The 22,761-nt window shown below is 30.3% G+C and carries 13 protein-coding genes; 9 read left to right on the top strand and 4 right to left on the bottom strand.

The window, feature by feature from the left end; translation table 11 throughout:
• Nucleotides 1-2: 2 nt before the first annotated feature.
• Complete coding sequence (locus RT228_RS07825) at nucleotides 3-161, bottom strand: hypothetical protein (RefSeq protein WP_006260699.1); 159 nt, start codon at nucleotides 159-161, stop codon at nucleotides 3-5.
• Nucleotides 162-276: 115 nt separating this feature from the next.
• The gene (locus tag RT228_RS07820) at nucleotides 277-741 is read right to left on the bottom strand and encodes a helix-turn-helix domain-containing protein (protein ID WP_006260698.1); all 465 of its coding nucleotides are present in this window, start codon (nucleotides 739-741) and stop codon (nucleotides 277-279) included.
• Between the two features lie 1,427 nt (nucleotides 742-2,168).
• Here RT228_RS07820 and RT228_RS07815 point away from each other — a divergent pair.
• From RT228_RS07815 to RT228_RS07800, 4 genes are read left to right on the top strand one after another with little or no spacing between them, the layout of a single operon-like run.
• Nucleotides 2,169-5,231: a SusC/RagA family TonB-linked outer membrane protein gene (locus tag RT228_RS07815; protein ID WP_036496607.1), complete on the top strand. Its 3,063-nt coding sequence runs from the start codon at nucleotides 2,169-2,171 to the stop codon at nucleotides 5,229-5,231.
• A gap of 11 nt (nucleotides 5,232-5,242) precedes the next feature.
• Entirely contained in the window at nucleotides 5,243-6,607 is a 1,365-nt protein-coding gene (locus RT228_RS07810; protein WP_006260694.1) for a RagB/SusD family nutrient uptake outer membrane protein, read from the top strand.
• Entirely contained in the window at nucleotides 6,597-7,334 is a 738-nt protein-coding gene (locus RT228_RS07805) for a hypothetical protein (protein ID WP_006260693.1), read from the top strand. The genes RT228_RS07810 and RT228_RS07805 overlap by 11 nt, the downstream gene beginning before the upstream one ends.
• Before the next feature lie 6 nt (nucleotides 7,335-7,340).
• Complete coding sequence (locus RT228_RS07800; RefSeq protein WP_036496604.1) at nucleotides 7,341-9,908, top strand: alpha/beta hydrolase family protein; 2,568 nt, start codon at nucleotides 7,341-7,343, stop codon at nucleotides 9,906-9,908.
• 48 nt (nucleotides 9,909-9,956) lie between these two features.
• Here RT228_RS07800 and RT228_RS07795 read toward each other — a convergent pair whose 3' ends face one another.
• Nucleotides 9,957-10,259: a hypothetical protein gene (locus tag RT228_RS07795; protein ID WP_313138585.1), complete on the bottom strand. Its 303-nt coding sequence runs from the start codon at nucleotides 10,257-10,259 to the stop codon at nucleotides 9,957-9,959.
• Between the two features lie 489 nt (nucleotides 10,260-10,748).
• On the opposite strand from RT228_RS07795, the gene RT228_RS07790 reads away from it, so the two are divergent.
• Nucleotides 10,749-11,219, top strand: coding sequence for a JAB domain-containing protein (locus RT228_RS07790; RefSeq protein WP_006260690.1), 471 nt, complete (start codon nucleotides 10,749-10,751; stop codon nucleotides 11,217-11,219).
• Between the two features lie 79 nt (nucleotides 11,220-11,298).
• Here RT228_RS07790 and RT228_RS07785 read toward each other — a convergent pair whose 3' ends face one another.
• Entirely contained in the window at nucleotides 11,299-11,733 is a 435-nt protein-coding gene (locus RT228_RS07785; protein WP_006260689.1) for a DUF3408 domain-containing protein, read from the bottom strand.
• Nucleotides 11,734-12,533: 800 nt separating this feature from the next.
• Here RT228_RS07785 and RT228_RS07780 point away from each other — a divergent pair.
• Genes RT228_RS07780 through RT228_RS07765 form a run of 4 tightly spaced genes read left to right on the top strand, consistent with a single transcriptional unit; the run spans nucleotide 12,534 to nucleotide 22,760 of the window.
• On the top strand, nucleotides 12,534-14,243 hold the full coding sequence (locus RT228_RS07780) for a DNA cytosine methyltransferase (RefSeq protein WP_006260688.1): 1,710 nt from the start codon (nucleotides 12,534-12,536) through the stop codon (nucleotides 14,241-14,243).
• A 29-nt stretch (nucleotides 14,244-14,272) separates the two neighbouring features.
• On the top strand, nucleotides 14,273-16,015 hold the full coding sequence (locus tag RT228_RS07775) for a nuclease-related domain-containing DEAD/DEAH box helicase (RefSeq protein WP_006260687.1): 1,743 nt from the start codon (nucleotides 14,273-14,275) through the stop codon (nucleotides 16,013-16,015).
• Nucleotides 16,015-18,486 carry a hypothetical protein gene (locus RT228_RS07770; protein ID WP_006260686.1) on the top strand — a complete coding sequence of 824 codons (2,472 nt, stop codon included), beginning with the start codon at nucleotides 16,015-16,017 and terminating at the stop codon, nucleotides 18,484-18,486. The genes RT228_RS07775 and RT228_RS07770 overlap by 1 nt, the downstream gene beginning before the upstream one ends.
• Entirely contained in the window at nucleotides 18,486-22,760 is a 4,275-nt protein-coding gene (locus RT228_RS07765) for a helicase-related protein (protein ID WP_006260685.1), read from the top strand. Before RT228_RS07770 ends, RT228_RS07765 begins: the two co-directional genes overlap by 1 nt.
• Nucleotide 22,761: the final 1 nt, after the last annotated feature.

The raw sequence follows: 22,761 nt of genomic DNA, 5'->3' as shown, positions 1-22,761 counted from the left end.
AGTTACTCTCTATCAAAGTATTCGCGAAAAACTATAGTAATTAATATATAGAGAAAATCGAGGATTTCAGATGCTTCCTCTTTAGTAACATCTAATCCATTTTTCTGAAAATAATCTAATGACTCTTCTATACTAATTCGTTTTATATTTCTACGTTTCATAATATCCCTCTTTAGTTATTGACTAAACTAAAGAGGGATATTCATTTATTTTGTGAAATGTCAATCAGAGGTAATGTTTGACGCTTGGTCTTAAACAAAAAGAATTATAACTCTACTAAATTTTATAATAGTTCTTATTCTCTTCTTTCTTAGCAGTTAAAGAACCGTCCTTTTTTAAATTGATTAACACGTTAGATATAACACTACTCTTTACAGAACTGTCTATTAACTTCATCTCAAGCAATTTTTCCCTTATATCATTTGTAGACCGATACTCTGAAAAAAAGCTATTCTTTATCAAATCCCTTATATTTTTAGTCAAAGAAAGATTTCTATTTTTTAGAATAACCGAATTATTCATTATTACCATACTTAAATCTACATCCATTAATTCTTTTAATGGGTATTTAACAGCTATAGCATATTTTACATAAAAATCAATGTCTTCAGCAGTACCACTTTCAACTCTATATACACTTCCCTTTGAAACACCTGTAATACTTACAATATTCTCAACAGTAAGATCTAACTCTTCCCTTTTCTTCTTTAGCTTTAAGCCAATTGTCAATTTATAAGGCATATTGCATTTATTTTTTAAAACACTAAAGAGTACATTTGTAAAACTTTTTTGTGTTTATAGATTATTTGTTTATATTTGTCTATAGTAATAGACTGATTAAGCTATACGCTTAACAAACGATGTTATCTCGCGCCATAAAATCCTAAATTTGCTTGCGAGAGTAACCGTGCAGTCGCTCCATGCAAAAAAGTTTCATACTTTTGTCTTTGCATGTGAGCGGTACTCACGTATACTTTCAAAAGCATTGAGTTAAACTCAATAGGGTTTAGGATCCCTTTGGCTTGAAAGTATGCGACCGCTCCTTGCTTTTTTACAAGGTTTGATCTATCATACTTAAACATCGTTCATATAATTTATGTGAGCGATTTTTTTGTTTTTACACTAAAAGCAATTATCTCTCTCATTAATAGTAGCAAAACAGGGATTCCCCTTTTTTACACTACTATTACCTTTACGCAATAGATAACTTTTAAGCTATTTAGGTTTTTTCTTTTTTAATTCGCACTCTAAAAGTAAATCCTTTCTTACAGTTCTCCAAAAGTAAAGGTCATAAGATGTGATAGTCTGGTATATATACTGGACTATCCAAGGAACAAAAGCAAGAGAATTAATTATTCTTTGCTTAAAAATACAACAGACCTTTTATGTATGCTGTCTCCCAAACAAGCTCTAAAAGGTTTTAAAAAACAAGGTTATATTGTTTACATTCTATCATAGAAGTCTAACAATACCTCTTCCTTAATGGACTTATCGAATGTTCTATTCGAGATTTTTTCAATTATTACATTTTATTACAAACAACCAATCAGTAACTAAACTCACATTTAGCCTATGATCAAACTTTAGTTTAACTAAATCTTATCGATGTAGATTAATTTGACATTAACGCTTTAATGTTAGATAGCTACCCTATTACTTATTTAGTTAGAATAAACACACATTTTACGCAATGTCTAAGATAGTTTTTTAGATGCGTACAGGACTTCTATTGCCTATTAATTTGAAACGTATTGTTATCAATATATTCATTTTTAAGTCAATAGAGCAAATTGATTAGTTAGTAAGTAAAAAGCTATGAAGAGAATTTATTCACTGTTCTATTTATTAATCACACTTAAAAACTATTACACTATGGAGAAAAACGCTCATTACTTAGTTTATTCTAAGTTGGTTAATGTAGAATTAAACTATTAGTGAGCACTTAAACACACAACACAAAATATGGCTTAAAGGGATTTTAAGACATATAAAAGTCCATGACTATCTCCTTGCTCTATATCGCATTTTGGGAGACATGCTTTAGAGTAAAGGAGATGGTTTTAAAATTCAATTAACTAACCCTTGATATAATAGACTTATCTAAGTACTACGGCAATAATAATCTTAATGATTTAAAGCTCTCTTATATCACTTCAATTATAAATATTATGAAAACTCAAATTTTAACCAATTATGGTTACAGGATAACTATGCTATTAAGTTTCTTAATCTGTTATCCAAACTATGCCGTATCAAATAATCATTACTTGTTTTTTACAATGCCAAATGCTTTACCTGATAATAAGCAAAAGATTAAATTAACTGGAATTGTAAAAGACAGTCAAGGTGTTCTTGGTGGTGTACACATATCTACCAGTGACAATAAAGTTGTAGCAACTGATTTAAGTGGGAAATACACTATTGAGATAAGCGCAGGTGATAAAATTACTTTTTCAATGATAGGGTATAAACAGCAGACTATTACTTATTCAGATTATCACGGTTCTATATTAAATATTACTCTTTTAGAAGATAGTAGTACACTGGATGAAATTGTGGTTAATGCAGGATATTACAACGTTAAAGATCGTGAACGTACAGGAAGTATTGCCCGTGTAACTGCTAAAGACATTGAATTTCAACCTGTGGTTAATCCATTACAGGCTATACAAGGAAGAGTTGCAGGGGTTGACATAACCCAAAGTAGTGGTGTTGCAGGAGGTGGAATGAATATAGAAATACGAGGGCGTAACTTTTTAGATAGTTCAAGTTCTGGAAGGAATAACCCGATGTATATTATTGATGGAGTACCGTTTATTTCGGAAAATTTAGGTAAGAACAATGGAAATTATGCAACGGAAATACTACCCAATAACATCTCTCCTTTAAATGCCATTAATCCATCAGATATTGTAAGTATAGAAATACTAAAAGATGCTGATGCTACAGCTATTTATGGCTCACGTGGGGCTAATGGCGTAGTTTTAATTACTACAAAAAAAGCCAATAGCGATAAAATGCGCTTTACTATTTCATCCTCTACTGGTTTTAGTAAAGTACCAAAGTTTGTAGAGATGATGAATACCAATCAATATCTTCAAATGCGTGAAGAAGCATTTAAAAACAGTGGTGTTACTTCTTACCCAATTAATGCTTATGATTTAAACGGAACATGGGATAGAAATCGCTATACCAATTGGCAAAAAGAATTAATAGGAAACACGGCTATTGATAAAAACATTGCTTTAAACACAAGTGGAGGAAATCAATATACATTGTTTAATATCAATCTTAATCACAATGAAAATACTACCGTTTTTCCAACAGACAAAGGATATAAAAGAAATAACCTCCTCCTTAGTTTAAATCATCGAAGCAAGGATGATCGCCTTGCAATAAACACAACCACTACCTACTCAACTCAGAGCAATAATCTTCCTGTTACAGATATAACTCAACAAGCAATTAAATTGGCGCCTAATGCGCCGAAACTGTATGATGACAAGGGTAATCTTAATTGGCAAAACGGAACTTTCGAAAATCCACTTGCTCAATTAAATGAAACTTATGAAAACAAAACAAATACGCTAATCTTAAATGCTAATTTGACTTATAATTTTTTATCTAACACTTATTTTAAAATAAATACAGGGTTAACCAATAATAACTTTGAAGAGTGGAAAATTAGTCCTTATACAATTAACAATCCAATCTATGGTCTAACAAGTGATGACTCCTCAAGTAGTAAGGCGGATCAAAAATTCAATACTTATTTAATAGAGCCCCAAATAGAATATAAAAAATCGATTAATAATCATTCTTTTAGTGTTCTTGTTGGAACAACCTATCAAACAACTACCAGTACTAATTCACAAATTAGAGGAGTTGGTTATTCTTCTGAATCACTGATTAGAAATATTGGTTCCGCTAAGCAAAAATATATAGGAAATACGTATAGTTCAACCTACAAATATGTTGCCTTATTTACTCGATTAAATTACAATTACAGCAACAAATATATTTTAAACTTAACTGCTCGAAGAGATGGCTCGAGTCGTTTTGCAGAAAATAATAGATTTGGAAACTTTGGGGCTATTGGAGCTGCGTGGCTGTTTTCTAATGAGTCGCTATTATCTGGTAATAGTTGGTTGAGCTTTGGTAAATTAAGAGGAAGCTATGGTGTTACAGGAAGTGATAATATAGGAGATTATGCGTACTTAAATACCTATAGTGTTGTTTCAACTTCATATAATTCTGAGAGCGGATTAACTCCTACATCACTTTATAACGCAGATTACAAATGGGAAAAGACAACTAAACTTGAAGGTGCATTAGAATTTAGTTTGTTTAAAGATCGAATCAATTCTTCTATTGTTTATTACAACAACCGTTCAACAGACCAATTAGTTGGTCTAACTCTTGGTTCTACCACAGGTTTTTCTTCTATTTTGACAAACTCTCCTGCTGTGGTTGAAAATAAAGGATGGGAATTTACTTTGAACACTCAAAACATAGTACATAAAGATTGGAAATGGACTACTAACTTTAATATCTCATTTCCTAAAAACAAACTGCTTTCTTATCCAGGATTAGAAGAAGGTACACAAAGTAGTTTTTATGTTATTGGAGAACCATTGAATATAGTTAAAACATACCAATACAAGGGAATTAATCCACAAACAGGTTTTTATGAGTTTACAGATTTTAACAATGATGGAAAAATAAATGCTCAAGATAAAGTATTTGTTCAAAATCTAAACCCAAAATTCTATGGAGGGATACAAAATACCATCTCTTACAAAAATTTTACCCTTGATTTTTTATTCTATTTCAAAAAACAAAAGAACTATAACATCAATAGACTATACAACCTTCCTGGTGCCGCAATCGTAAACTTACCCGTTGAAATGACACAGCGTTGGTCTATCGATAATTTAAATGCGCCTTATATAGCTGCCAATACAAATTTACCTGCTTCCAGTAGTAATACTCAAGCTTTTATAGATAGTGATAATTCTATTAGTGATGCTTCTTATCTACGTTTAAAAAATATATCTGTCTCTTATGTTTTAAAAATACCTACTGTAAATATTGAATCATTAAGAATATATCTACAAGGGCAAAATCTTTGGACAATCACTTCCTATAAAGGAATGGATCCAGAATTTGCAACTTATGGGTATTTACCTCCCTTGCGCACCTATGCATTTGGAATACAATTAACTTTTTAAAGCTTTAAATCATGAAAAAACATATCATAACCCAACTACTTTTTTTGATACTGCTCATTTTAACCACCTCATGTGAAAGCATGATTGAGGTTGACTTACCTGAAAATAAAATCAATGAGAAAGATGTGTATCAAAATATAAGCACCACTAAAGCAGTGTTATCAACTATTTATTCCAATATAAGAGATAAGTTCTTTCTCTCTAAAAACAGCAGTGGTTTAGCATATGGTCTTAGTCTTTACACAGATGAATTAGATTATTTAGGTACTTCTACCAATGATTTATACTTAAATACGATCAATGCAGATAACAATAGTAGCCGTTTATGGTGGGATAACGCATATCAAAGCATCTATACTATCAATGCTTTTATCAATGGTGTTAGCCAATCATCTGCTTTTGAAAAGCAAATAAAAAATCAGTTATTAGGAGAAGCATATACTCTTAGAGCTTTACATTATCAGTATCTAATACAACTCTATGGAGATATTCCTTACACAACTTCAACAGATTATATCTTTAATACAAGTATTTACAAAACACCGTATCATTTAGCACTGATTGAAATTGAAAAGGATTTATTACATGCTGTAGAACTTCTTTCTTATGAATACAGGGATAATCAGCGGTTTTATGTTAACAAAGCAGTTGCGGAGTTACTTCTTGTAGAGAATTATTTACTGCAAAAAAAATATAGTGAAGCTGAAAGCCTTGCTCAAAAACTGGTTTATAATTCGTTGTACAACATTGAAATGAATCTTGACCAAACTTTCAAGAAAACTGCAAAAAGTACACTATGGCAAATCAGTCCACTACAAAACTCTGCTGCTACACCGGAAGCAAATCTATATCTATTTACGTCAATTACCCCAACAACAACGGTGTTAAGTAAAAAGCTAATAGATTCTTTTGACACTAACGATATGCGTTTTAAGCATTGGATAAAAGAAGTGAAATCTAATGAAAGTGTGTTATATGGTGTTTATAAGTATAAAAACAAAACAAATAATACTGACGAGTACTCTGTTTTTTTCAGAATAGAACAAGCCAACTTTTTGTTAGCTGAAAGTCTTTATAGACAAGACAAAATTTCTGAAGCAGTACAAGTAATCAATACTGTACGAATCAAAAGAGGATTAAATGGTCTGCCTCTAAATATTACAAAACAAGAATTTGAAACACAATATCTTACTGAATCAAATAAAGAGTTTTTCACTGAATCTGGGCATCGATTCTTTACTTTAAAAAGACTTGAAAAACTACAGATACTTAAGGATACTAAACCTAACTGGAGAGAATTTCATCAACTTTTTCCTATACCTGAGAAACAATTACTAATCAATAAAAATCTTAATCCTCAAAACAATGGATACTAATACACCTAAATCAATAACAAAACGTCTACCTATTTATCATTCATTGTTAATGCTTCTTTTAATTATGGGATGTAAATCACTTGATAAAACACCTCAACTAGCAGATAACAAAATAACAATACAAGGTAGAGTGACTGTAAAAGCAACGGATTCTGTACCACTTGGACTAACAACCATGAATATAAAGAACAAATGGGTGTGGAAAAACCAAGAATTACAAGTTTATGGAGAAAATGAAAGGGTGTTTGTAGATAAAAAAGGATACTATAAAATTCAAATAGAAAAAACAGATACTCTTGTTTTAATTCCAAACTATATCATTTATGGAAGGGACACAGCTGCTTATACTTTTACAGATTTCACAAAAGATGAAATACTAAATATCTCTGTTGAACCAAAGAATAAAGAATATGAGGCTCAAGTTAAAAATAATCCTACATTAAAAAATTACTTGGATAAGCATGTACAAACTGTAGATCCTGAAAAACTCATTACAATTAAGGGGAATATTTATAGTAAGAAAACACAAAAACCACTAAAAAACGTTGATGTAGGATCAGCTTTTAATAATAATACTGAAGGGACAGGTACTTATCATTTAACAGATACAAATGGTGCATTTTCTATAAAAGTACCAAAAGGATCTATGTGTAGCGTGTGGTCTTTATCTCCTAATGTTATTCGTTTTTATCCTCAAAATGATACCATTGTAAATCTTTATATGTAATTAGTTATGAAACATATTATAAATAGCATCTTGTTAGTACTGGCATTCTTGCAATTTGGTTATGCAAATGCCAGTTTACAGCAAGATACTTTATCTATAGATGATAGATGGAACACTGTTTTTCCAAGTAAATTAAGTCCTGATGCTAAGTGGGTTCTTATCAGTAAAAGGTACCAAAACAAGTTCAATAAAAGCAAAGACTCTTTATTGTATATCAATACTTTAACTAAACAAAAAGTAGATATTGGTCACTTAAAAGATGTTTCCAATAATTTGCTTTACAATGATCTTGTTGTTGGAAAAGTTAATCAAGATATCATAATAGAAAAAATTGGATATCCATCAAGTAAATTACTTGTCAATAATATAAGAAAGTTTACAACCAAAGCTGTTGAAAATCAAAATCTATTAATCACTTTATCTTCTAACAATGAAATAAAAATTAGTATAATAAATAGTAAAGGACAGATTGATCGTGTTTTAATTAGTGATTTGGAAATAGGAAATTACTTTATAAATAGCGATAAAACAAAACTGGTGTATCAAAAAAACGACCAAGGTCAATCCGTTTTTATTCTTGATTTGCAAACATTTAAAAATCAAAAGATTGATTCTTTTGACTACAAAATAGAAATGCTGTATTGGAACAAACAGCAAGATGTATTTGCATTTAAAGATACAAAAAACACAGTACATCTTGTTAACACTACAACTAATAGTGCAAAGTCCATAAAACTGAACGAAAAACAAATTGAGCGTTTTGAAATCAATTTTTACAGTAATAACGATGTGTTTATCAAGTATAATGTTAAATCTGATAAGGAGATTTCTGCCGCTGAGTATCTTGATATTTGGAATGGGAATTCAAAATTCTTATTTCCGAGTAATTTTAAAAAAAAGTATGAGATTATTTATAAAGCTTTTGTCTATAATTATCAACGTGATACTCTTAAAGAATTACAAAGAACAAGAGAAAACGACTATGAGTTTATTGATTTACCCAATCACATACTCTCTTATAATCCTTTTGATTACCAAGACTTTGATAGTTACTTTGCAAAAATAAAGTACACACTTGTTAGAACAGATAACTTTGACTCTATATTCTCAACTATTAGTAGAAGTAAACAATATTTAATACCTTCTCAAGACAATAAGTATGTTTTGTATATAGATAATAACAATTCAAAACAGTGGAAAATAGTGGATGTACAAAGTAAAAAAACAATATCAATAACATCTGATACAGAGTATCGATTCATTCCTATGTGGTCGGAAAATTCACAGTTTGTTTTTTATGTAAATAATGATTTTCTAATTAAACTTAATGTGAAAAAGGGCACCCATCAAAAACTATTTAAAGTAAACAACCAATCACAGTTTACTTTTTTAAATAGCTTGACTAAAGATATTAATAACAATACTTTGGATACCGATAAACCAATCTTATTATTAACAAGTGATGAACAAGTCTCTTCAATTTATAAAATCAATAAAAACAAAATTGATACAATAGTAGAAATTAAAGATGATAATATTTCACAAGCTCGTTCAAGTTTAAGAAATCTTACCAGTAAAGACCTTAGTATATTTATTTTTACTCAAGAGAATTACAATAAAGCACCTGATATTATGCTATTGAGAAATAATAAGGTTGAAACCTTATTATCAAGTGATATTCCTAAAGAGCTTTATTTTTGGAGACAGAAAAAGAATATCTTTTTTAAAGATAAATACCAAAAAGAGCTACAAGGAACACTTTATTATCCCAAAGGTTTTGATTCAAATAAACAATATCCGATGATTGTATACACCTATAATTTCAATAGAACAGATACCAACTTCTTTGAAGTACCAACGCTTTTAAGTCAAATAGGATTTAATATTCCTTTGCTAACAGAACTGGGTTATTTTGTTTTTTATACTCAGACCTATGTTTCTGAACAAGGTCCTGGAATATCTGCATTAGAGTGTATAACTAAAGGGATTGAAGCCATAACACAAACCGAATCTTCTATTGATTCCAATAAATTAGGACTTATTGGGCATTCATTTGGTGGGTATAAAAGTAGCTTTATTGCAACTCAAAGCAATCTATTTAAAGCGGTTGTTAGTGGTGCAGCTGCTCATGACTTAATAGGAGGGCTTATGTATAGATATAGTAATATGAGAAATATACCAGATTGGTTCATGACAGAAAGCGCTCAATATGCTTTTAATCAAAGTTATGCGGAAAATCCAGAAAAGTACTTGGCTAATTCTCCAATCTTACATGCTCATAAAACAACTACTCCTATGCTACTTTGGACAGGTCTTTTAGATGAAAATGTATATTGGGAAAACACCCGTAAAATGTATATTGCCTTAAAACGGTATCAAGTACCTACTATTGCTCTTTTTTACAAAGATATAGATCATGCCTTAGGATTAGATCATGCTATAGAATCCGAAGATTTAACAAAAAGAACTATTGATTGGTTTGATTACTTTTTAAGAGATAAAAAAGAAATTAAGTGGATAGAAAAGGGAATTAATTACGACAATACTTCTTGGAGTCCTTTGGATAACTTTTAAAATAAGAGAGCACCTAAAACATAGGTGCTCTCCGTTTTTACTTAATATTTACAATTCTGTAATTTCAAAAAGTGGCCTGTAATCATTTAAATTAGAATCCCAACCATACATTCTTGTTTGCTGGTTATTTACTTCTTCATAATAAGCAACTGTAGTCTCATCCAAAGTACAGTCTTTTCTATCTACAATAGTAGCTATTGGATAAGTACTTCCTACCTTATAGTGTAATGTACCAATGTATAGTGTTTGTGATTCAGCAATTTTTGTAGCTTCAATTTTATTATCAGCTTTATTACTAGCATTCATTGTGAATGCACCTACGCTTAGCATTGCAACAACGGCAAATGGCATAAGTAGGTTTTTTATCAAATGTTTCATAATGTTATCGTTTTTAAATTATATAACAAACCTCGTGTCTGTTATAAAAATGGTCGTCTTTTAAAGTTAATCTATGTCTTTTATTCACCGTAGTCGATTTATGTAGCTACCCTAAATCGAACTTTTCTATCCCTACTATACGTGTACAAAGTATAGTATTACAGCTTCAACTAAAAAAATATAATCATGAAAAAATTCTTATGAGGTAAAATTACAACTCTTTATAATTCAAAACAATACGTGTTTTCCGCATATTTTCATAGTATAATTAATTCTATCATTTAAGTAGTAGAGTATTATTTTTATTAATAATAGCACAAAGTTAGGCAATGCCTTGCGGTTCGCTAACAAGAAATTCCCCCATAAATGCTTGACTAAAGTCTGCGCTTTATTGCGTTGCTTCTTGCGCTCGCTAAGCCATTACCAATTGTGGTTCCATAATTAATTTAAAAATTTAATAGTATGGAAACTAAAGTTTTAAACAAAGAATGGCTTATCGCCTCAGAAGTAGAATTGATCTACAAATCAAAAGTAAAGGCTTCCCAGAGACCTCAGATTACATCTTCTTATAGTGCATATCAAATAGCATTAAAAGCATGGGATAGTAATAAGATTGAATTATTAGAACAGTTTAAAGTACTTATGCTTTCAAACAATAACAAAGTACTTGGAGTATTAGAAGTTTCCTCAGGAGGAATAACAGGTACAATAGTAGATTTGAGAATCATTTTCTCCGCTCTTTTAAAAGCGAATGCAGTCGGATTTTTGCTTATACACAACCATCCGTCAGGGAAATTAGCTCCAAGTGATGCTGATAGACAAATTACAAGAAAGATTAAAGAAGCAAGTAAAATACTTGATATTAATTTTTTAGATCATTTAATTATAACAGCAGAGAGTTACTACTCTTTTGTAGATGAAGGCATCTTATAAGGTGCCTTTGTTTTTTAAAAGAAGTAAAACTGTAAAGGTGCTTTTACAGTTTTACTTCTTTATTTTTTTAGTGAAATACTTAAAAGATAGGTTTGTTCTTTTCATTAAAGCTTGTAGTTATCTGTTGTTCGAACTCATTGAAATGATGTTCTAATAGATTATATAAATAAGCATAGATAGTAAGTTTATCTTCTGCGATGACTTGAACAATACGAGAAAGGATCTTATGATGCTCAGGATCTATGTACACCGATTTCCCATGACGTGCTGTGCTTTTGACATCTTTAAAAAAGAGTTCTTCATAATTTGTTGAATCGCATTCTTTAGTAGAGTTCTGTTCTTTTTTTACACGTCTTTGTTTCTTTGGTTCATCCACAGTATCTTCCTCTTCATCTCTTATACCAGGAGCATTGAGTTCAGCCTCTGTAAATCCATTAGGCCTTAGTCCATCAACCATTAGTGCCATCATAGCTTCTTCGTCAATAACACGTTTCTTTTTAAATTCTTCTTCCATAATTTCTCGTTTTTTATATCTTTTTATAATTCTCTCTTTTTATGTTATTAGTTAAATGTTATGTTGTCCATTTAGTTGCAATTCCAATGTTTCAGACATCAAACTGTATAAAGGTTTTATCAACAGTCTATTTGTGTGTTTAATCGTTGGGAGCTATGTAAAGTCATAGCCACAATATTGCGTTTGTCCAACCAAAACATTGATTAGGCAAATAACCAGAGATATAGACTAACTATTTAAAAACAGGTCTTAAAAGAGTTAATTTGGCGTTTACTTATAAGTATATAAACAGTATTCATATTATAAAAAACATATTATAAATATGTTGAAAAAGTTACCGAAAAGGTAACAGCAAGTTATGTTTTGAGGCACTCGAAACTGCATTCGTGCCTTCAAAACTACTTGCTCTTGCAGAGGGCTGGAAAACTACTCCGAAGTCGTTAGTTTTTTGCTTAAATAGTAGATAGACTCAAAATATTGAGTAGTTTACGGATTTCCGTAATAGAGATTACTAAAAATATTTTATGTTTGGAGACAATACAAATTGAATACTACCAAATATGATAAGTAGTTGAATTATCTTATAGATTATGTTGTATTTTTAGGAGAATTAGTTAATGTAAATAGCAATTCATGTTTTATAGTGAACTAACTTCATTTCTGATCTACAATTTTTTTTTAATTTAGCATTTGTATATATTACAAACTATAAGCATACTTGTAGTATTGTGAAACTTACTTAAGTTAGATTTCCAAAAATACAGCCTTATAGATAATATTAAAGATAACTATAATAATTAATGACAATAATAGACTTTTTTTGTGGAGCAGGAGGTTTTTCAGAAGGTTTTAGACAAATGGGATTTAATATCGTACAGGGTTATGACCATTGGAAGCCAGCTGTCGATACTTTTAATCACAATTTCAACCTTCAATGTGAGGTGAAAAATATTTTAGACTTTGAAAATTCGATTGAAGAAATTGAAAACATTCCTAATACATCTGTAATATTGGGTAGTCCTCCTTGTGTCAGCTTCTCTTCGTCAAACAAATCAGGAAAAGCAGATAAAAAATTAGGTTTACGTTTAATAAAAACCTTTTTAAGAATTGTTGCTGTAAAAAAACATCAGGAAAATTCAATACTTGAAGGATGGTTTATGGAAAATGTAGTCAATTCTAAGAAACATTTACAAGAAGTTTACACCTTCGCAGAATTAAATCTTGCAGAATGGGCATTGAAAAATGGAAAGACACCAGATTGCGTAGCGTTAAGACTTTTATCAAACACCTTTATTATAAACTCAGCGGATTATGGCTCACACCAATCACGTAAAAGATCTATCTCAGGAGAGATAATCTCTAAAGAGGCTTTTATTGTCCCTACACCAACTCACGAGGAAAAAGGCACTATTTTAAAACCATGGAGAACATTAGGACAATTAATTAACAATCTACCAACTCCTAGTTTAAAAACTCAGCAAGATAATATTACTGACCCTATTTATCCTGAAATAAAAATAAAAGCGATAGAGCTTACAGACCATTTCTATGATAGTGGTTTATATGAATGTGAATGGCGACAATCCAAAGAATTAAAGATTAATCACCATTGTATGGGAAAAATGTCTTTTCCTGAAAACGCGAACAAACCTAGTAGAACTGTTACTGCAACTAAAAGTGGTACATCAAGAGAAGGTCTTGTTTATAAATCTGATTACAATAGAACTGGAGATGGCGAATACAGATCACCAACTATCCGTGAAATCGCATCCATTATGGGGTTTCCAATTACTTACCAATTCACAGGAAATTTGTATGCTAAATGGAGACAAGTGGGCAATGCGGTTTGTCCTTCTGTTAGTAGAGCATTGGCTAAAGAATTCCTAATTCAAAACAACTATAATATTCCTTTAGAGATAACCTTGCAGAAAAAAGTTAATTTAGAAGGCATAGTCAATTTAAATGATTTTTCTGAAGCCATTTTTTCTAATCCTCCCAAAAGAACTAAAAATTCGAAATATAGAAGACATCCAATTAAAGACGGTAACCTTACAGTTACATTGTCTAACTTCAATATTTTGTCTAATGAAAAAGCTGAGGGAAAATGGTTTACTTCTGTTCAATATGGAACAGGAGCTAATTTTAAACATCAAGAAATTTCTGATGGTTTCTATCTCAATTTAGAAAATATTATAAAAAATGAAGTCAAGGGGGGGGAAAGATTTATAAAGATTATAAACAACGGTTTTTCAGAGAAAATTGCAAATTCATCACAGATGCAGAAAATGTATGAACAGCAAAAATGTGAAAATGGAAAAAGAGAACCTACTCATTTGATGGATGACCTTAAAAAAATTATTGATGACATTGAATTAGATAAGGAGATATATTCTCAAAATCAATCAAATGTAATATTTAAATTTAAAGACAATATACCTGTGAAACAGATTTTAGCACTATATGGAGTAAATAAAATTACTACACTTGCTAATGAGCACACATTTAATTGAATACTAATATAACCTGATAAACCAAGATTATGCCTGTTCAATTTCATCCAAATAACCCAATAGATGCACTAGAAAAAATTATCGTAAAAGAAGACGGAAGTCCTCTTAACGGAGAAATTGCTGTTTACAGAAAGCTTTGGGAGGATCTGAGTAAAAGTGACATTGAATGGGATGTTTGGCACGATTTAAAATTACCAGAACATTCAGATAATCACAATTATTACAAAAAAACAAGTGCGCAAATAGATTTTGTAATACTTTCAAAGCATGGATTAATTGTATTAGAAGTAAAAGGAGGTCCTATTTCCACAATGAATAACACATTTTATTATGGAAAAAACTTTGAGACACCGATGAAGCAAAATCCATTCAAGCAAGTAGAAGGGTACAGATTCACCTTAAAAGATAACATACTCAACAACTTAAAGAATTGCTTCTTCTGTGAAGTTGTAACACTTCCTCATGTAGATTATCCTTTTGATTCAAAATTGATCGATTCCAATTTGTTATGGACAGCTTACAATGCGCCAGTTTTCAATAATTCAATCGAAGAATTTCTTTTACGGGCGATTGAATATTCAAAGATTAAACACAAGCGACATTTCAGGAACTATGAAGACCTTACGTCAAAGGAATATTCTGCAATTAAAAAAATACTTAGTCCAAGAATTGGAGATAGAAATCAAAACACCTCGATTAACACCTTGGAATGGCTTGGAGTTCATAACATTGAAATCCTTGAAGGTCTTTATAAAAATCCACGAATCCTTATTGAAGGACCTCCTGGCTCTGGAAAAACCACTATAGCTAAAGCGTTTATAGACAAACAAGCTGGTAAAAAAGGTATTTATTTGTGTTGGAATAGCTTTTTAATGTACTATACTAAATCACTATTGAATGAACGAAATCTATTAAACGACATAGAAATAACAACCTTTTTTCGTTTCTTCCAAAAACTTAATCCAGAAATGGAATATGAAAAATTGAAATCATTTTCAGAAGACGAATTTTATGATTTTGTGAAAGATACTATTTTAAGAATAGAGAATGAAAAAGGCTTTATTCCTTATGACTTTATCGTAATAGATGAAGCACAAGATATATTTGACAAAGGCTTAGATTTATTTATCAATTCTTTCTCAGGTTATAATGGTAAAGGACTTTCAAATGGAAATTCACTTATTCTTTATGACATAGACCAAAGTTATTCTAATAGTGGGAGAAATGTTTCTGAGCTTGCGGATTTGATTTCAGAGTATTATTCTCATTTTAAACTAAATGAAGTAAAACGAAGTATTCAAAACCCCAGTATTAGGAAATTAAGTGAAGAAATATTGGAGAATCCAAAGATATTTAGCAATGAAAATTTTGAAGCTAAATTCTCTAATATTTCTATTATATATCATAATGATTTGAAAAGTGTAAAAAAGCACATAGTAAAATCGATCTTAACGCCAATTCGTGAAGCCGATTCTTCTCTTAAAGGAAATGATTGTGTTATTTTAATAGAATCAACATTTCTAAAAGGAAATTATAAAGGTCATGAAGATTTAAAGGAGCTGTTAATAATAAAAGATGTGGAGGAATTGAATGAATCAAATATTGGAGATACTGCCAATAAGCTCCGATATACGTCAATATTAAAATTTAAAGGATTGGAAAAAAAGAACGTTTATTTAGTTATTTCTGAGCCTTCCGAACTAAATAAATATGAGATATTTATAGGTATTACACGAGCAATGTTAAATCTGGAAATAAACATAGTGAAATAATGAATTTAATAGACCAACATATTCGTCAGCATTTGTTTCGTTTTCAGGACGAGGAAGATGCTCTTTTTCAAAATATCGTTGAGTTGATTCAAAGCGAAAAGAAGGAAAAAAACATCCTTTTGCTACGTTATATTCATTTATTATTGAATGCAGTATTTTCCGAAGAAAACGATAACCCTCAAATATTTCATTTACATTTTACACATAGTCTTAATGATGATTCGTTATCTATAATAGCTCAATATGTGTTAATACGTTTATTTAAAGAAAGTTATACGAAAAACAATTTATCAAGTGGAAATAATGATTGGTTTGAATCAGTTAAACTCAAGCTTAATTCAAAATTGAGAAAACTCAACACTTGTCCAGATGGTGCAAGTGGGAAAAATGGAGGAAATAAAATTTATAAAAATTGGATTAAAGAAAAAACTAGTATAAAAACTCTAATTGATTTTTATTGCGATTTAGGAAATGGTAATGAAATTTTAAATAATACGGTTTTTAATTGTCAGGTCTGGTTAACAAACTCCATAAATGATTTTCTTACTACTAATCCATATGCTTGTACAATTGATAATTACAATGCTTATCCCACATTTAACCTATTAAATACGAAATCGACATTAAATGAAATCGATGAGATAGATAATTCTATCATTGACAATTTAGAGAATGTTGTACTATTTGACTGTGAAAGAAAGAGAATGATGCAAAGTTTTTCACAGCAAGACATGATAAAAGATTATGATGTTAATCTGAAAAAATATTTGATTTTTTCCTTTGGAAATAAAAACAATTCTGTTCAAACTTTCAGAGATAAACTGGTATTAATTCAGAGCAGATTCAAAATAACAAATAATGAAAGTTATCCAATACTTCAATCAGAAATTGATGATTGTCTAAAACGAAAATCTACAAAATACATTCCTGTTACTTTTGTTGGAATTGAGAAGTCTAGTTTTTGGGATGCTTTTTTACTTGAAACAAACGTTCAGGATTTATACGAATTGAGGTCTATAAAAATGATGAATTTATATTCTTTATGTTTCGACAGTGAAATCAAAGATTACATACTGCAAGATATTTTTTCAGAGAAAGACACTTCTGAACTAATATCGGAAGAAACAAAGCAAAGACTATTGAATTTAAGATATGAAGATTTATCAACTCTAAGGAATTGTCTTGGGAATATATTAGAATTGATTATCAGCTCTGATATGAAACAATCTGTATCTGAAAAAATAAAAAGCGAAACCACATTGTTTATTGATGTTTTTATACTTAAATCAAAACAATTAAGAGGTTTGATTTCCAAATCCCTATCACTAAAAGATAGTAATAAACTAATTTCTTGGTCTGAATTAATCCCTAATAAGTATAATAACATTATCATTTTATCATATCAAGATCAAGGAAAATTCCCGTATTATTTTTATCCGAATGTGATAGAAACTACAGTTTTAAAAGATGTAGAAATTACGGCTATCTACCATAAGTTTTTATTTTTAATAAGATACCAATGGGCAAAATATAATGTTACCAAAGATTTGTATAAACTTTTAGATCACCCTTTAAGACAAAAATATTTTCAATGGGAAAGATTAAAGAAATCAATCAATGCCATGAAACCAGAAATAGTAGAAAATACAAATTGGGACTTAGAACAACAATATTCAGGGAACACAAATCGAGAAACCATTAAGCTTAAACTGAAAGGTGAAAGAGAAAAGACTTTCAACTGTTCAGATCTTTTTATTTATTCAAGAGATAAAAAGGTTTTTAAAGTTGATAAAATCGGAAATATTATAGAAGCAATTGATGAGGATGAAAAATATTTTGTTCATTATCTTGATGAAATTCAAGAACGCATCAATCTGTATGAAAAGATAATGGATAGATCTCAACAAGATGAGGAGTTGAACATTATTCGTCAGCAATTTGAAATAAATGAAACAGATTCAGGAAGGCTTTGGAAACTTTTATTAAAACAAAAAGCATCAACAAGTAATGAAGAAGCATTATATGAAGAGTTAAAAAATCATTTTGAAACCAAAGGAGTTAAAATTGTTTCATTACATCATTTTACAAATAATTGGATAAATCCAGAAAGTGATTCTATTGCTCCTATCAGTAAAAAAGTATTTATAGAACTTTGTAATTTTCTTGGATTACCACCAATATATTTCACACTAATTCGTCGATTAAAAAATGCATCTAAACAATCCAATCGGCAAAGTACTCGGCAAATGAATCGACTTTTACAGGATTTATTCAATGATAGTAGTTTTGACGAAAGTGAGGATATTGATAAAATTATCACAGCTAATCTTGAAAACTATAAAAGGAAACATCCTTTGGATGAATTAGGTATTGATGAAAGATACTTGGGAGACAATTTGGTTGCTTTAGTTGAATTAATAAAGCCAGAGATTGTATTAAAAGAAATGGAAAAATTCAAAAAGGTTGAATAATGAATAAAGTACTACAAAAAAGAAAAGATTTAGAAACGTTTATTCGGGAACAAACATTAGGCCCAGGAATAAACGGGTATAAGTTTGTTGACTTAGAAAATGAACTTTTATTAGAAAAAGATCTTAGTAAAGAACCATCAATAAACTATAACACTGAAATTTTAGACATTGTTCCTGCTGCGATTTATAGTACAGGTATTCTTTTTCCTGAAGATCATAGTGAAACCTGCCAGCAAGGAGCCGTTTTAGATAACAATGAACAAACTAAAGAAGAAGATGGTGTTGACGAAAAAGATTCACAGAATAATAGTATGGAATCTGACGAGGCTTCTAATGGCATAGAACTAAATCAGATGTACCCCAAAATGATGGGACTTACTTTCTGTTTAGAAAAAGAAAATTTAGAGAAAGATGAAATAACATTCGACGTTTCATTTAGATATTACCAAAAACTAAAACAAGACAAAGAAGGAAAGTTCAACAACAAATACGGATTATTGTGCGAAGTTGAAATAGAAAAGCTAAGAAACTTTTTGACTGAAAATAAGTTAGCTCAATTTTCAATTCTTACCAAAGGGCAAAACGTTTTTTTGTTATTATCAAAAATTAGTTCAGAACAAATAACTGAACTAAAAACAACTATTCGAAATATACAAAAAAGCTGTGCAGAAAACTTATTCGATAAAGCGAGTGAAATTTATAGCTTACCCCGTTTAACAAAGAATAAATCTTACTTGAGCAGTTTAAAATCAACGATTTATTATGAACTAAAAAACTCAATTGTTGATAACATTACAAGACAAGAGCTATATGTTATTACTCAAGAAATAGAATTGATTGAAAATATTACGGATCATCTACGAAATCTATTAGATGCATATTCTGGAGGTTATGGACTTTGGCAATCAAATCTAATTAATAGAACAATAAAACTTCAAAATATTGATTTTCCAAAATCAAGAAGCAAAACATCTTTTTTATATAATAAACCAGAATCAGTAAAAAATATTATTGTAATTGACGAGAACGGAGAAGAAAAAACAGGACTGGAACATCTTTTCAAATTCAATATTACGGATAAAGAAGAAGAGTACGCTTCTCTATCTGCCAATATTCAACTAAACCGAGATTCAAGAGTAAAATCCGATAAGATTTTTGTAAAAATCCAATTAATTAACACAAGCTCTCCTTTTACATTAAACAAAAAAAATGATGATAACAGATATTTCTCGACTTTTAATGAAGTGGTAAATCAACGAACATTTTTTGGTGTTAAAATTTCTGTAGAAGACGATTTTTTGGTACCGTACTCTGATTATCAATATTTAAAAAATGAATCTGGAATTTACGATGAAGATACAACAACTCAATTTATTTATGATCAATTTAAGGATTACGCTATCGGTCATGGTTGTTCTGCAAAATGGGATATCGATAATAAAAGAGTAGAAACAGAATATTTGCCCGACTGCCAAACGCCTGATATTGATCCAATACCTCGAGATAAAAGCAAACCTGCAATTGAGACTGTTAATGGTAATTTTGTTTCGCCACTATTTTTACCAAATTCACACCCACAAGAGTTCAAATGGCTTTCTATATTTTCCGATACAGAAAATAACGACGTTGTAAACGGTTTACTGGCATTTGTAAATTCGTATGGAAAATGGATTGAGAACAAAAAAAATGATATAAAATATCAATCTGATTTAAAAGATATTGCCTTTCAAGAATTAGAAGAATGTAAGAAAGATTATCAACGAATGAAAACTAATATTGAAACTTTATTGCAAGGAGAAAATAATAAAGACAATTTAGATTCATTCCGATTGATGAATGGAGCGATGTTTATGCAATTATGGCATTCTGTAAAGGTTAAAGAAAATAAAGTCATTTCTATACTTGAACAAGAAGATTTTCATCTTTTTGATTTCGATTTTTATAAACAAGCTGATGATAAACTGTTTTCTCAAACGGAATCTGCTGGTTGGAGAGCATTCCAATTAGCTTTTATTCTTTTAAATCTCGATGGTGTCTTCAAAATTAAAAATGATAATAATTGGGAGAAAAGAAACGAATGGGTGGACTTAGTTTGGTTTCCGACAGGTGGTGGAAAAACAGAAGCATATCTTGGATTAATCGCTCTTACAATAATCAATAGAAGAAAATTGTATAAAGAAGAAGGTGGAGGAGTTGCTTCTATTATGCGATATACTTTACGTTTGCTTACAATGCAACAATTTCAAAGAGCAACATTAGTGATAATGGCGTTGGAATTAATTAGACGTTGGAATCAATATGAATTAGGAAGTGAGCCTATTACAATTGGGTTATGGGTTGGAGATAACTCCCTACCAAATAAAACAGAAGACTTAATAATTGAATTTGAAAAACTAAACAATCAGCAACCTAATAAAATTCCTTTTTCAAATTGTCCTTGGTGTGGAAATGACATTGAAGGAGAGGATAAAGAAGATACTGAAAATTTAAATAACCGAGAAAATCATTGGTTCTCAAATAAAGTTCACCTAAAGTGTTCAGATAATAAATGTTCCTTTTCATATCCAAAAAGACGAGCAAGAGTGAGACAAAGTGATCAAGGTTCAATCCCTGTTTGTCTTTCTGATGAAATCATTTATCAACATCCACCAACATTGTTATTTGGTACAGTTGATAAATTTGCGCAATTAGCTCACAAAGTAAATGGTACAGACAAAGGAAGAAATATAGATTCAAGACGTTTATTCGGTAGGGGGAATTGGGAGCAAGGAAAACCTCATGCTGGCTATCTGCCACCAGATTTGATTATTCAAGATGAGCTTCATTTATTACTTGGACCTCTTGGTTCTGCAGTTGCATTGTTTGAAGCCGCCGTTGATCAACTTTGTACAAGAGGGGATGGAACAAGACCAAAAATAATTTCATCCACGGCTACGACTCGAAATACGCAATTACAAATTGCTGCATTGTTTGACAGAAAGGTTAATCTTTTCCCCAAACCTGGAGTAGAATGTGATGATTCGTTCTTTGCATTCTATAGAAGAAAATTCAGTAATGCTGAGAAAGAGTCCGAAAAGTATTTATCCAAAAGAAAATATATTGGAGTGTTACCTACGGGCAGAACACAAATTTGGATGCAAATGAGATTGGCAGCCATCATTATGACGCATCGGGCAATTTTTGAAATAAAAGAATTATCTAATAACACTCCGATTGATTTTGAAAAATATAAAGACTTTGAAAAAGCAATGGATTATTATCATACAACTATCTCCTATTTCAATAGCTTAAAAGAAGTTGGTAAAACCCAATCTCAAATACAGACTTATATTTTGAAAGAACTTCGAAGAGTTTTCAATCGAGTTATTCGTCCACAAAAATTAATGCACCCAATTTATACTTATGGACCTATAAGAGAATCTGAATTAACAGGCAGATTATCAGGAGAAGAAGTGAAAGAGGAACTTAAAGAAGTAGAATCGAAATGGAAGGCTAAAAATAGATTTGCAAACAATCAAAATGATGAAATTATAAGAGGTAGTACGCCGCCTGAATTTGTTGTAGCAACCAATATGATTTCTGTAGGAATTGATGTTTCACGGTTCAATACTATTGTTATGAACTCAATGCCAAGAAATAATGCTGAATATATTCAAGCAAGTAGCCGTGTAGCAAGGAATGATTATGGTTTGGTCTTAACTGTACATCATCCTTTCAGGGCAAGAGATATATCACACTATGAGAAGTTTATTGAGTTTCACGAAAAGATGTATAGTTATGTTGAACCTATTTCCATTACACCATTTACAAAAAAATCTGTTGAAAGGTATATGGGCTTGTATTTAGCGACAATGCTTCGTCATACTACAAGATTTACAGAAAGAAATTCAGCAAGTAGCATTTCTTCAATTACAGAATCAGAACTTTTTATGATTATTTCTGAAATGACATCTTATTTTGAAAAACGAAAAGTAAGACTTTCCAATTTTGATAAGTTAGTTAACAACCTACTAAGACAAGAGAATGTTATTCAAATTAAACAATGGATTGAAGAAGCTTTCGAAGAATGGAAGAAGTTTGAAGAAAGTCTTGATAGCTCAACAGATTTAGTTTTCACTAGAAAGAAAAATGGAGCAAATCAAGTAAGAAAACAAGAACAGCTTTACGTTGATATAGAGGAATATGAAGGTAATATTCATAGTGAAAAATGGCAAGTTCCAATGTCTCTACGAGTAATTGAGCCAGAAGCTGCAATTAAAATAAATTCAATTTAAA

This window comes from Myroides sp. (assembly GCF_032073645.1).
Taxonomy (GTDB): domain Bacteria; phylum Bacteroidota; class Bacteroidia; order Flavobacteriales; family Flavobacteriaceae; genus Flavobacterium; species Flavobacterium odoratimimum.
Note: the sequence above shows the minus strand (reverse complement) of the source record. Positions and strands in the feature narration are given on the sequence as shown.

Bases quoted from the DNA above. Each gene is read 5' to 3' on its own strand.
- RT228_RS07825 (WP_006260699.1), bottom strand. From the start codon at position 161: ATGAAACGTAGAAATATAAAACGAATTAGTATAGAAGAGTCATTAGAT.
- RT228_RS07820 (WP_006260698.1), bottom strand. From the start codon at position 741: ATGCCTTATAAATTGACAATTGGCTTAAAGCTAAAGAAGAAAAGGGAA.
- RT228_RS07815 (WP_036496607.1), top strand. From the start codon at position 2,169: ATGAAAACTCAAATTTTAACCAATTATGGTTACAGGATAACTATGCTA.
- RT228_RS07810 (WP_006260694.1), top strand. From the start codon at position 5,243: ATGAAAAAACATATCATAACCCAACTACTTTTTTTGATACTGCTCATT.
- RT228_RS07805 (WP_006260693.1), top strand. From the start codon at position 6,597: ATGGATACTAATACACCTAAATCAATAACAAAACGTCTACCTATTTAT.
- RT228_RS07800 (WP_036496604.1), top strand. From the start codon at position 7,341: ATGAAACATATTATAAATAGCATCTTGTTAGTACTGGCATTCTTGCAA.
- RT228_RS07795 (WP_313138585.1), bottom strand. From the start codon at position 10,259: ATGCCATTTGCCGTTGTTGCAATGCTAAGCGTAGGTGCATTCACAATG.
- RT228_RS07790 (WP_006260690.1), top strand. From the start codon at position 10,749: ATGGAAACTAAAGTTTTAAACAAAGAATGGCTTATCGCCTCAGAAGTA.
- RT228_RS07785 (WP_006260689.1), bottom strand. From the start codon at position 11,733: ATGGAAGAAGAATTTAAAAAGAAACGTGTTATTGACGAAGAAGCTATG.
- RT228_RS07780 (WP_006260688.1), top strand. From the start codon at position 12,534: ATGACAATAATAGACTTTTTTTGTGGAGCAGGAGGTTTTTCAGAAGGT.
- RT228_RS07775 (WP_006260687.1), top strand. From the start codon at position 14,273: ATGCCTGTTCAATTTCATCCAAATAACCCAATAGATGCACTAGAAAAA.
- RT228_RS07770 (WP_006260686.1), top strand. From the start codon at position 16,015: ATGAATTTAATAGACCAACATATTCGTCAGCATTTGTTTCGTTTTCAG.
- RT228_RS07765 (WP_006260685.1), top strand. From the start codon at position 18,486: ATGAATAAAGTACTACAAAAAAGAAAAGATTTAGAAACGTTTATTCGG.